12 protein-coding genes are annotated in these 11661 nt (G+C 62.9%); 6 read left to right on the top strand and 6 right to left on the bottom strand.

All coding sequences use genetic code 11. From position 1 onward, the window contains the following. The first annotated feature begins 72 nt into the window (after nucleotides 1-72). Entirely contained in the window at nucleotides 73-690 is a 618-nt protein-coding gene (locus JOY50_RS24690) for an FKBP-type peptidyl-prolyl cis-trans isomerase (RefSeq protein WP_132846719.1), read from the top strand. A 135-nt stretch (nucleotides 691-825) separates the two neighbouring features. Here JOY50_RS24690 and JOY50_RS24695 read toward each other — a convergent pair whose 3' ends face one another. From JOY50_RS24695 to JOY50_RS24705, 3 genes are all read right to left on the bottom strand, one after another. Beyond that, the gene (locus tag JOY50_RS24695) at nucleotides 826-1071 is read right to left on the bottom strand and encodes a hypothetical protein (protein ID WP_016484829.1); all 246 of its coding nucleotides are present in this window, start codon (nucleotides 1069-1071) and stop codon (nucleotides 826-828) included. A gap of 84 nt (nucleotides 1072-1155) precedes the next feature. Next, complete coding sequence (locus tag JOY50_RS24700; protein WP_043198767.1) at nucleotides 1156-1497, bottom strand: zinc ribbon domain-containing protein YjdM; 342 nt, start codon at nucleotides 1495-1497, stop codon at nucleotides 1156-1158. Between the two features lie 185 nt (nucleotides 1498-1682). Beyond that, on the bottom strand, nucleotides 1683-2651 hold the full coding sequence (locus JOY50_RS24705) for a polyprenyl synthetase family protein (RefSeq protein WP_016501544.1): 969 nt from the start codon (nucleotides 2649-2651) through the stop codon (nucleotides 1683-1685). 244 nt (nucleotides 2652-2895) lie between these two features. On the opposite strand from JOY50_RS24705, the gene rplU reads away from it, so the two are divergent. From rplU to JOY50_RS24730, 5 genes are all read left to right on the top strand, one after another. Continuing rightward, entirely contained in the window at nucleotides 2896-3210 is a 315-nt protein-coding gene (gene rplU, locus JOY50_RS24710) for a 50S ribosomal protein L21 (RefSeq protein WP_003247466.1), read from the top strand. Between the two features lie 38 nt (nucleotides 3211-3248). Further along, nucleotides 3249-3506 carry a 50S ribosomal protein L27 gene (gene rpmA / locus JOY50_RS24715; protein ID WP_003247464.1) on the top strand — a complete coding sequence of 86 codons (258 nt, stop codon included), beginning with the start codon at nucleotides 3249-3251 and terminating at the stop codon, nucleotides 3504-3506. A gap of 188 nt (nucleotides 3507-3694) precedes the next feature. Further along, the gene (gene cgtA / locus JOY50_RS24720; protein WP_243056012.1) at nucleotides 3695-4921 is read left to right on the top strand and encodes an Obg family GTPase CgtA; all 1227 of its coding nucleotides are present in this window, start codon (nucleotides 3695-3697) and stop codon (nucleotides 4919-4921) included. 85 nt (nucleotides 4922-5006) lie between these two features. Continuing rightward, entirely contained in the window at nucleotides 5007-6125 is a 1119-nt protein-coding gene (proB, locus tag JOY50_RS24725) for a glutamate 5-kinase (RefSeq protein WP_132846717.1), read from the top strand. After that, entirely contained in the window at nucleotides 6122-6583 is a 462-nt protein-coding gene (locus JOY50_RS24730; RefSeq protein ID WP_019470641.1) for a CreA family protein, read from the top strand. Before proB ends, JOY50_RS24730 begins: the two co-directional genes overlap by 4 nt. Nucleotides 6584-6730: 147 nt before the next feature. Here the strand turns inward: JOY50_RS24730 and mksF are convergent, their stop codons facing one another. Genes mksF through mksB form a run of 3 tightly spaced genes read right to left on the bottom strand, consistent with a single transcriptional unit; the run spans nucleotide 6731 to nucleotide 11545 of the window. Then, a complete protein-coding gene (mksF, locus tag JOY50_RS24735) occupies nucleotides 6731-9562 on the bottom strand; it encodes an Mks condensin complex protein MksF (RefSeq protein WP_028614149.1) in 2832 nt (943 codons plus the stop codon). After that, a complete protein-coding gene (gene mksE / locus JOY50_RS24740) occupies nucleotides 9559-10266 on the bottom strand; it encodes an Mks condensin complex protein MksE (RefSeq protein WP_016484836.1) in 708 nt (235 codons plus the stop codon). Before mksE ends, mksF begins: the two co-directional genes overlap by 4 nt. Beyond that, a complete protein-coding gene (gene mksB / locus JOY50_RS24745; protein WP_132846716.1) occupies nucleotides 10256-11545 on the bottom strand; it encodes an Mks condensin complex protein MksB in 1290 nt (429 codons plus the stop codon). Before mksB ends, mksE begins: the two co-directional genes overlap by 11 nt. Nucleotides 11546-11661 lie beyond the last annotated feature (116 nt).

The following is an 11661-nucleotide window of genomic DNA, read 5'->3' on the forward strand; positions in this document are numbered from 1 at the left end:
CCCAGTGTGCTAGGCTGCTCGCCCTTTTCATCAAGGGCGCGGCTGCACTGCGCCCTGCAGTGGAGCACGACAATGTCCGAACTCAATCTGTCTACCGACGAAACGCGCGTCAGCTACGGTATCGGCCGTCAGCTGGGCGGCCAGCTGCGCGACAACCCGCCACCAGGTGTTAGTCTGGAAGCCATCCTGGCCGGCCTGACCGACGCCTTCAACGGCGCCGACAGCCGCGTCAGCGAGGCCGACCTGTCGGCCAGCTTCAAAGTGATCCGCGACATCATGCAAGCCGAAGCGGCTGCCAAGGCAGAAGCTGCTGCTGGCGCTGGCAAGGAATTCCTCGCCGAAAACGCCAAGCGTGAAGGCATCACCACCCTGGCTTCGGGCCTGCAGTTCGAAGTACTGACCGCAGGTGAAGGCGCCAAGCCGACCCGCGAAGACAACGTGCGTACGCACTACCACGGCACCCTGATCGACGGCACCGTGTTCGACAGCTCCTACGAGCGTGGCCAGCCGGCTGAATTCCCGGTTGGTGGCGTGATTGCTGGCTGGACCGAAGCCCTGCAGCTGATGAATGCCGGCAGCAAATGGCGCCTGTACGTCCCGAGCGAGCTGGCCTACGGCGCCCAAGGCGTTGGCAGCATCCCGCCGCACAGCGTGCTGGTGTTCGACGTCGAGCTGCTCGACGTTCTGTAATACCGCTGGGGCCGCGTTGCGGCCCATTCGCGGCACAAGGCCGCTCCTACAGGAATATGCGATCCCTCGGCGGGATGCGTCCCCTGTAGGAGCGGCCTTGCGCCGCGATCGAGGGCGAAGCCCTCGCCAGGGCCCTCAGTTCCAGTCTGTTCCCATCGGGCGCAATGCCCGCGCATAGCAAAACAGAAACAGGTTGCGCACCAGCTCCTTGAGCACCCCCGGTTCACTCGAATTCAACCCGCTCATGTCCAGGTCGCCCTGGTCACGCAGTTCGTCGAGCGCTTCTTCTTCAAGCACCGCGCACACTTCGCCGGTTTCGCGATGAAGAATGCGCAGGTAGGGGTGAGGGCGGTCAAGCCAAGCGTCAATCAGATAAGTCATGGCTATTCTCCTTGGATACCAGTTCCAATGAGAATAATTCTTATTATCAGAATAGCAAGCGCCTATTGGCTTTTTTTTGTGTAATCAGACTTTGCGAACGAACTCGGACTTCAGTTTCATGGCGCCGATGCCGTCGATTTTGCAGTCGATATCGTGGTCGCCGTCGCACAGGCGGATGTTCTTGACCTTGGTGCCGACCTTCACCACCAGGGACGAACCCTTGACCTTGAGGTCCTTGATCACGGTGACGGTGTCGCCGTCCTGCAGGATATTGCCGACCGAGTCCTTCTTCACCGCCTCGTCGCTGGCCGCTTCGGCGTCGCCACTGGCGGACCACTCGTGGGCGCATTCAGGGCAGATCAGCTGAGTGCCATCCTCATAGGTGTACTCGGAATTGCATTTTGGGCAGGCTGGCAAAGTGCTCACTTCGGTTCCTCAAACAAACAGACGGGCGGTTAAAAACCCACATTGTAAAAGGTATTTTTCCAGAAGTGATTATGTCCGGACAAAACGCAGTGCGGGCTTGCCCGCTCCAACAGGGATGGCACCAACCTCAAGGGCTGTACTCATCCTGTGGGAGCGGGCAAGCCCGCGAATGGAGGTGACTCGGATCAGTGGGTACGCGCGACCGCAAACTCGCTCAGCTCAACCAGGGCATCCCGGTATTCACTGGCTGGCAGCACTTCGAGGCAGGCAATGGCGCGCTTCACATAGTCGCGCGCCAGCTCTGCGGTGTACTTCAGCGCGCCCGATGCTTCGACCGCCACGCGAATCTGTTCCAGATCCTCAAGGCCACCCTTCTGGATCGCCTGGCGTACCAGCGCAGCCTGCTCGGCAGTGCCTTCGCGCATGGTGTAGATCAGCGGCAGGGTAGGCTTGCCCTCGGCCAGGTCGTCACCGACGTTCTTGCCAAGGGTTTGCGAGTCGCCCTTGTAGTCCAGCAGGTCGTCGACCAGCTGGAAGGCCACGCCCAGGTGGTCACCGAAGGTGCGCAGGGCTTCGCGCTGCTCGTCGGTGGCTTCGGCCAGCGCAGCGGCGCTGTGGGTCGAGGCTTCGAACAGCATCGCGGTCTTGCCGCGGATGACCTCCATGTAGATTTCCTCGGTGGTGCTGGCATCGCGTACCCGCGACAACTGCAGCACTTCACCTTCGGCAATCACGCGGGTTGCCTTGGACAGGATCTGCATGACCGGCATCGAACCCAGTTCGACCATCATTTCGAACGAGCGCGAATAAAGGAAGTCGCCCACCAGCACGCTCGGCGCGTTGCCCCACAGGGCGTTGGCGGTGGAGCGGCCACGGCGCATGCCGGACATGTCGACCACGTCGTCGTGCAGCAGGGTGGCGGTGTGCAGGAATTCGATGGTGGCAGCCAGCAGGCGCAGGTCGTCGCCTTCGCGGCCCAGGGCCTTGCCACACAGCAGTACCAGCAGGGGACGCAGGCGCTTGCCACCGGCCGACGTGATATAGTCGCCGATCTTCGATACCAGCGGCACGCGCGAGGTCAGCTGCTTCTTGATGATCTCGTCGACGGCGCTGAAATCATCAGCCACCGCGCGGTAGAAGGTTTGGGGTTGCATCGGCTGCTCCAGTGAGGTTGCGCGGCATGCTAGGTCGCGGGTACCGGTGTGTCAAGGCGCGGTGCCAGCGGGCCGGGGGCGGCACTTGCAAGCAAAACCAGGGTTGCGTACAATCGCGCACCCTAACTTCCTGGGCAGCACCTGCCTTACGCAATTGCGCCGGGCCGTTCCAGCCTTGTGCAGCCATGCCAGCCAATACTCATCATATAAAGCGCTGGGTGAGCAGGATTATCGGAGAAATACCATGTCTTACGCAGTAATCGTTACCGGCGGCAAGCAGTACAAAGTCGCTGAAGGTGAATTCCTCAAGATCGAAAAACTGGAAGTCGCCACTGGCGAATCCGTGACTTTCGATCGCGTTCTGCTGGTCGCCAACGGTGAAGAAGTCACCATCGGTGCTCCAGTTGTTGCTGGCGCTAAAGTAGTGGCCGAAGTCGTTTCGCAAGGCCGCCACGACAAGGTTCGCATCATCAAGTTCCGTCGTCGTAAGCACCACATGAAGCGTATGGGCCACCGCCAGTGGTTCACCGAGATCAAAATCACCGGCATCCAGGCTTAATCCCCTAGATCCCCTGAATTTATTTGGAGAATTGAACCATGGCTCACAAGAAGGCTGGTGGTAGTACTCGTAACGGTCGCGACTCAGAATCTAAACGCCTTGGCGTGAAGATGTATGGCGGCCAGGTTATCAAGCCAGGCAACATCATCGTCCGTCAGCGCGGCACCGAATTCCACGCTGGCTACGGCGTTGGCATGGGCAAGGACCACACCTTGTTCGCCAAGATCGAAGGCGTGATCAAGTTCGAGAAGAAAGGCGAGTTCATGCGCCGTTACGTGAGCATCGTCGCCGCTTAATCGCGACGTCGCTCCAGAAGCCCCGTCATGCGACGGGGCTTTTTCGTTTGTGGTGAGCCTCTTGCAAAGCTGTTTGTCTGGGTTGCCGGCGTTGGTTTCTACGGTCGTACGGGGCCGCCGCGCTCATTTTTGCAAGAGCCTCATGTTTTTGAGTCATTCAACTCGTCTACCGACGAGAGGCGGTTTTAATGAAGTTTGTTGACGAAGTATCGATTCGGGTCAAGGCCGGTGACGGCGGCAACGGTTGCATGAGCTTCCGTCGCGAGAAGTTCATCGAGAACGGTGGCCCTAACGGCGGTGACGGCGGTGACGGCGGCTCGGTGTACATGGTTGCCGACGAAAACCTGAACACCCTGGTCGACTACCGCTACACCCGTCACCACGAAGCCCAGCGCGGCTCCAATGGCGGCAGCACCGACTGCACCGGCAAGAAGGGTGAAGACCTGTTCCTGCGCGTGCCGGTCGGTACCACCGTGATTGATGCTTCCACCCAGGAAGTGATCGGTGACCTGGTTACCCCTGGCCAGAAGCTGATGGTCGCCCAAGGCGGCTGGCACGGCCTGGGCAACACCCGTTTCAAGTCCAGTACCAACCGTGCACCGCGCCAGACCACGCCAGGCAAGCCGGGCGACCAGCGCGACCTGAAGATGGAAATGAAGGTGCTGGCCGACGTTGGCCTGCTGGGCCTGCCGAACGCCGGCAAAAGTACCTTCATCCGCTCGGTCTCGGCCGCCAAGCCGAAAGTGGCCGATTACCCGTTCACCACCCTGGTGCCAAACCTGGGTGTGGTCAGCGTCGACCGTTGGAAGAGCTTCGTCATCGCCGACATCCCCGGCCTGATCGAAGGCGCTTCCGAAGGTGCCGGCCTGGGTATCCGCTTCCTCAAGCACCTGGCGCGTACCCGTGTGCTGTTGCACCTGGTGGACATCGCGCCGCTGGACGAAAGCAGCCCGGCCGATGCGGCCGAAGTGATCGTCAACGAGCTGACCCGCTTCAGCCCGTCGCTGGCCGAGCGTGAGCGTTGGCTGGTACTGAACAAGTCGGACATGGTCATGGACGACGAGCGCGATGAGCGTGTGCAGGAGGTGATCGACCGCCTGGAGTGGGAAGGCCCGGTCTACGTGATCTCGGCTATCTCCAAGCAGGGTACCGACAAGCTCAGCCACGACCTGATGCGCTACCTCGAAGACCGCGCCGACCGCCTGGCCAACGACCCGGCCTACGCCGAAGAACTGGCTGACCTCGACCAGCGCATCGAAGACGAAGCCCGTGCCCAGCTGCAGGCCCTGGACGACGCGCGTACCTTGCGCCGTACTGGCGTCAAGAGCGTGCACGACATCGGCGACGATGACGCTTGGGACGATGATTTCGAGGACGACGAAGACGGTCCGGAAATCATTTACGTGCGCGACTGACCGGTTGCAGTACACTAAACGCCGCTCTCTGGAGCGGCGTTTTTGTATCCACGGTATCTACAGATTCGACATAGGTTGGAAGAAGATGCGAAGCAAGGTGACGGGCGCCAAGCGCTGGGTCGTGAAGATTGGCAGTGCTCTGCTGACCGCCGATGGCAAAGGCCTCGACCGCGGTGCCATGGCCGTTTGGGTCGAGCAGATGGTCGCGCTGCGTGAGGCAGGCGTGGAGTTGGTACTGGTCTCCTCCGGGGCCGTGGCTGCCGGCATGAGCCAGCTGGGCTGGGCCACGCGACCGAGCGCGATGAACGAGCTGCAGGCGGCTGCCGCGCTCGGCCAGATGCGCCTGGTGCAGGCCTGGGAGTCGAGCTTCGGCGAGCACGGCAAGCACACCGCGCAAATCCTGCTGACCCATGACGACCTGTCCGACCGCAAGCGCTACCTGAACGCCCGCAGCACCCTGCGCACCTTGGTCGACCTGGGCGTGGTGCCGGTGATCAACGAGAACGACACCGTGGTCACCGACGAAATCCGCTTCGGCGACAACGACACCCTGGCGGCGCTGGTGGCCAACCTGGTCGAGGCCGACCTGCTGGTGATCCTCACCGACCGCGATGGCATGTTCGACGCCGACCCGCGCAACAACCCCGAAGCCCAGCTGATCTACGAAGCCCGTGCCGACGACCCGACGCTGGATGCCGTGGCCGGCGGTACCGGTGGTGCCCTGGGCCGTGGCGGCATGCAGACCAAGCTGCGCGCCGCGCGCCTGGCTGCCCGTTCCGGTGCCCACACCATCATCATCGGTGGCCGCATCGAGCGCGTGCTGGACCGCCTCAAGGCGGGCGAGCGCCTGGGTACCTTGCTGTCGCCAGAGCGCGGCATGCTCGCTGCGCGCAAGCAGTGGCTGGCTGGCCACCTGCAAACCCGTGGCACCCTGGTGCTGGATGCCGGCGCCGTGCAGGCGCTGCGCCAGGCCAACAAGAGCCTGCTGCCGGTTGGCGTGAAGACCGTGCAGGGCAGCTTCCGCCGTGGCGAGATGGTGGTGTGCGTTGGCCCGGACGGTGTTGAAGTGGCCCGCGGGTTGGCCAACTACAGCGCCCTGGAGGCGCAGAAGATTATTGGTCAGTCGTCCGATACCATCGAGTCGATCCTTGGCTATAGCGCGGAGCCCGAGTTGGTACACCGCGACAATCTGGTGCTGGTATGAGCATGTTCAAGCGGGTAATTGCCGTGGCGGCACTGGCGCTGCCAATGCTGGCCGGGGCCGAGGAAGTCGGCCAGGTGTCCACTGTCTTCAAGTTCCTGGGGCCGAACGACCGCATCGTGGTCGAAGCGTTTGACGACCCCAAGGTCGAGGGCGTGACCTGCTACCTGTCGCGGGCCAAGACTGGCGGCATGAAGGGTGGCCTAGGGCTGGCGGAGGACCGTGCGGAGGCGTCGATTGCCTGCCGTCAGGTCGGGCCGATCAACTTCAAGGGTGAGTTGAAAGACGGCGAGGAAGTGTTCAAGGAACGCACCTCGCTGGTGTTCAAGACCATGCAGGTGGTGCGCTTTCTCGACAAGAAGCGCAATACGCTGGTGTACCTGGTGTACAGCGACCGCATGATCGAAGGCAGCCCGCAGAACGCGGTGACCGCGATTCCGATCCTGCCTTGGGCTCATTGATAGCCTGTTGAATCGCGGGAGGCCTACGGCCTCCAATCGCCGGCAAGGCAGCTCCCACAGGTGCTGCGCAGACCTTGAGCCTTGTGCAGTACCTGTGGGAGCTGGCTTGCCGGCGAATGGGCCGCAACGCGGCCCCATACACAAATGTCAGGCCAGTTCCTCGGCCTGATCCTCACGCACAACCTTCTTCACCTCATCCAGCCGGCTGATGAACTTCCAGTCCGCCTCGTCGATGTAGATGCCGTTCGGCCCGCTGCCGCCTTCCAGGTCGATTGCCACGTGCGCCGATACCTGTGGCTTCACACTCGCCAGAATCGGTACGAAGCCCAGCTGCAAACTGGTCTCAAGCAGTGCGGCCTGGTTGCGTTCGTCGATGTCCGCTGCTTCGTCCAGGTAGTACGGCAGGCGAATGCGCCCGGCCAGGTCGCGGTCCATCAGGTGCAGCAACAAGTACATGTTGGTCAGCGCCTTGATGGTCATGGTGGTGCCGTTGGACGCGGCGCCGTCGATGTCGGCGTGGATGATCGGCTGGCCGTTGACCTTGGTGATCTCGAACGCCAGCTCGAACAGGTCTTTCAGGCCCAGCTGGTTGTGGTTGGCCGCCACCAGGCGTGCCAGGTACTCCTTGGCCTCTTCGTTCTTGTTGTCCTGTTCGGCGCTCTGGGTCAGGTCGAACACCGACAGGGTTTCGCCTTCTTCGTACTGGCCGGCGCTGTGGATGATCTGGTCGATGTGTTTTAGCGCTTCCTTGTTCGGCGCCAGCACCACGCGGAAGCTCTCCAGGTTGGAGACCTGACGCTTGTTGATCTCGCGGTTGAACAGGGCCAGCTGGTGCTCGAGGCTGTCATAGTCACTGCGAATATTGCGCAGGGTCCGGGCGATGTCGGTGACCGCCGCGCGGCGGGCCTTGGCCAGGGTCAGGGCTTCTTCGGTACGGTGTGCATAGGCGTTCACCAGCAGTTGCAGGCGTCGCTCCATGTCGTCTTCGCTGTCGAACTTGGCCACGCCCTTGAGGCGCACCTGGGCGTACAGCGCCTCGATCTGGTTGTCTACCCGTTGCAGACCCTGCCAGCTGTCCTGATAGTCGTTGAGCAGGGGCAGCAGGTTGTCCATCGAGTCGTCGATGGCTTCCATGAACGGGGTGCCGTAGGGCAGGTCGGCCGGCAGCAGCTGGCGACGGCGCAGGGCGTCTTCCAGAGTGCGCTGCTTGGACTCGAGGTCACCGATCTGCCGGCCGACCAGCTGCAGCTTGGCCGACAGCTGCTGGACGCGCTCGGTGAAGGCATCACTGGAGCGCTTGAGTTCGTCCTGGGCGGCTTCCAGTTGCGACAGCTGTTCCAGCTTCTCGGGCTCTTCGGCGGCCAGGGTTTCGCTGCGGCGGAAGTCTTCCAGCGCCTTCTGCGCGTCCAGCACTTGCTGGTAAAGGGTTTCGGTCTGCGCCTTCGAAGCGGTGCGGTCGGCGGTTACAGCCTGCTGGGTCTTGAGCTGCTTCAGCTCTTTTTCCAGGCGCTCTTTCTGGTCGCGCAGGGCGGCGCGGTCGGCCAGGGCCTGCAGCGCCGGTGGGTCGATGTGGGTGAGGTCGATGGACAGGCCCGGGGCTTCGAAACGCTCGCCCTTGAAACCGTCCAGCACCGCTTCCAGCGATTTTACCCACAGGGCGCTGTCGTCCAGCTCGATGCCACGGTCGCCCAGCGGCAGGCTGAACAGTGCACCGTTGAACAGGCGCATCAGGCGGTCGACGTCCTGCTGCGAGAACTCTTCGCGCAGGCGGGCGTAGCTGTTGTTGTCAGCGTGGTCCAGCTGCTGCTTGACCTGCTTCAGGCGTTTTTCCAGGTCGCGTACGCGCTCGTCCAGGTCTTCGGCACTGAACTGGCGAGACTGCGCCAGGGCGCCGGCCAGTTCGTCGTGGGCATCCTTGGCTGCCAGCAGTTGCTGCTCCAGGACCTTGACGTCATCGACCAGGGCAAAGCGGTGCTTGAGCACCGACAGCTCGCCCAGCCAGCGCTGGATACCGGTGATTTCACGCTCCAGGCGCATCAGCTCCTGAGTGCCACCGCGCTGGTCGTTCTGCAGGCGGTCCTGCTCGCCGCGATAGTGCTCGGACTGGATGACCAGCTCTTCCTTGCGCGCCATGGCGTATTCCTGCCAGGTGCCCAGCAGGGTATCGAGCACCGGCGAAATGCGATGCAGCTTGCCGCGCAGAATGTCGCGCTGGGCGACACCACCGGCCAGGGCCTCGACCAATGGGCCGGCAGCGACCAGGGCGTTGTAGTCCTGCTCCATGCGGCGCACGTCGCGGAAGGCTTCCTCACACGCGGCAATGTAGTCGACGCTGCCCGAACGCAGGCTGTGCTCGAAGGCATCAAGGAACAGCTGCTTGAGCTTGGCCGCGGTAATTTCGCGCATGTGTAGCAGGTTGATGAACAGCGCGCGGAAGGTTTTCAGGCTTTGCTCGCTGGTGGACCGCAGCGGGATCATGGTCAGGTCGAGCGGCACCGAGGTGTGGCCGCCAACCAGCAGGCGGCGCAGTTCGTCCGGCTTCAGCTCATAGGCCTTGATGCCCAGCCGCTCCAGATTGGTGAACAGCTCTTTCTGGCGCAGGCAGGTGTCGTTCTTCTGGTAATGGGCCAGGTCCAGTTCGCCTTTGTAGGCGAAGAACTGGTGACCGAAACCGCCGCCCGGGCCGCGGCCGACCACACCGATCACGTGCGGGCCGTGGGGCAGGCTCAGTTCGCAGAGAATGTACGAGGTGTCGCTGGCGAAGTAGAAGCGGCGCGACTGTTCGAGGCTGTACTTGCCGAAACTCATGTCCGACATACGCGCCAGGATCGGGAACTGCAGGGCGTTGATCGACGCCGATTTACCCAGGTTGTTGGCACCGTATACCGACAGCGGATGCTCCAGCGGGAACAGGCCAAGGCTGTAGCCGGCGGTGTTGAGCAATGCAAAGCGGCGGATGCCGTAGCGTTCCTGGCTCATGCGTCAATCTCCTGTTGCTCTTCGCGGATGGCCCGGGCCAGGGCGTCCTCTTCGCTTTCCTCGCCCTCGAAGGGCGTGAGGTCGAGCGGGTCGTCGGTGCGGTTGAGTTCTTCGGGGCTTTCTTCCTCGACCAGCACCGGGGTCGGCAGCGGCAGCACGCTGTGCAGGGTGGCGGCCAGGTCGCGGTCCTGCTGCACCGAAAGGCACACATCGAGGAAGCGGTGCATTGGCGGCAGGAAGCGGTAGATGCCGCCTTCTTCATGGGCGAAGCCGAGCTGGGTCATGCGGCGCAGGATTTTTTCTTCCAACTCGTCCACGGTCTGCACTTCGGCCTGCAGGAACAGGTCGCGGTACTTGTCCAGCAGCGAGGGCAGTTCGTCGCGGCCGATGCTGCCGCCGTCCAGCACGGCCATTGGGTCACGGCCCTGGTCAGCCAGGTGCTCGACCAGGATGAAGGTGAACAGCGACAAGCGCTGCGCGGTCTTGTTGACCTGCGCGGCGGTCATGTCCGGCACGAAGTAATAGAAGCCGCGGGTATCGCACACCAGCTCGAAGCCCAGGGCCTTGAACAAGGTGCGGTACTGGTCCTGGAAGTTCGACAGCTGGGCGTACAGCTCGGGGTCGCGGCGGCTGACGTGGAAGCCTTTGAACAGCTCGCGGAAGATCGGCGCGAGCTGGGACAGTTCGGAAAGATCAAGATGCATGGGCTGGGCTCGCGTTGGGTTCGGTAGGCGCGCTGGTGGCGTCTTCGCGGCTGGAGGTCAGGGCGTACGAGCGCAGGCTGACCAGGTGTTCCTGGGTGGTGTATTCGCGGCGCTCGAGGCGTTCGCGCTTGAAGCGCTTTTCCCGCGACAGGCGCGAGAACCAGTACAGCAGTTCGTCGGTGGCGCCTTCGGGTTCCTGTTCCAGCAGCCAGACCATCAGGTCGGGCAGTGGCAGGGCCTGTTCGCAGCGTTCGGCCATTTCCTTGACCGTGCGTGGTGCACGGGGCAGGGCGCCGGACTGGGTCTTGTGGGCCTTGGGGAAGCGCGCCGGCTTGGGCTCGAAGCGCGCCAGGGCGTACACATAGGCCTCGACCTGGCTGGCACTGCCGAGGAAGGTGCTTTGCGGGCGGGTGAACATCGGCATGGCCGCCTGCGGCACGGCGTCGATGCCCTTGCGCCGGATCACCGACAAGGCCAGCGCGGCGCCACGGGTCACGGCGTTGTGTCGGCGGGCTTCTTCACGCAGCGGCAGCAGCAATTCACGGGCGTGGCGCAGGGTCAGCTGGGCGCTGGTCTGCATTTCCAGGATGCGTGCGTGGGTGCGCAGCAGCATGTCGTCATCGACCAGGTGACCCAGGCGCGCCTGTTCGCCCAGCAGCTTCAGCAGCACGGTCTCAACCTTGCGCACGCCTTGTTCGAAGGCGCCGTCGGCGTTCACCAGCTGGATCATCGGCTCGACGTATTCGTCCCAGGTGGCCAGTACTTCGGCATAACGCTGGCGCAGCGGGATCTGGCGGTTGCTGGTCTTGGCCCGCTCGGCCACGGCAACCAGTGCCTGTTCGTCGTTATCGAGCTTTTTCAGCACATCGCGTACGCGCATGTCGAGCAGGCGCAGCTGGCGCGCCAGGTCGTCACTGTCGCGGTTGTCGAAGGCGTCCTGGATATGGCCGGCCAGGCGTTCGAGGTGGCGCAGGTAGGCTTCGATCTCCAGGCACAGGCCCAGGCGGTGTTCGCGGCGCAGGTAGGCGAGGAAGTCGTGGATCTGCGCGTTGAGCTCGAAGCGGTTCGGGCTCTTGGCCACCGGGACCAGGATATCCAGGCGGATCCACACGTCGAGTAGCTGGGTGATGTCCTGCGGGGTGCTTTCGAGCTGCTGGCGGCCCACATGCTGGCGCAACTCGACCAGGCTCAGGGTGCCCTGGTCGAAACGCTCGCACAGCGGCTCGATCAGGGCCCAGTGTTCGGCTAGGGCGCGCAGGACGCGCTTGGGTTCGATCATTGGCTTCGACTCGTTGCCAAGAAAAAGGGGGCGATTGTACTGCATCCGGGGGGGAGGTTTTCACCCCTTGGTCTGTAATGAGAGATAACCTTTTTGTTTGTGGGTGTATGGCGTTG

Source organism: Pseudomonas sp. BP01 (assembly GCF_022760795.1).
GTDB lineage: Bacteria > Pseudomonadota > Gammaproteobacteria > Pseudomonadales > Pseudomonadaceae > Aquipseudomonas > Aquipseudomonas putida_Q.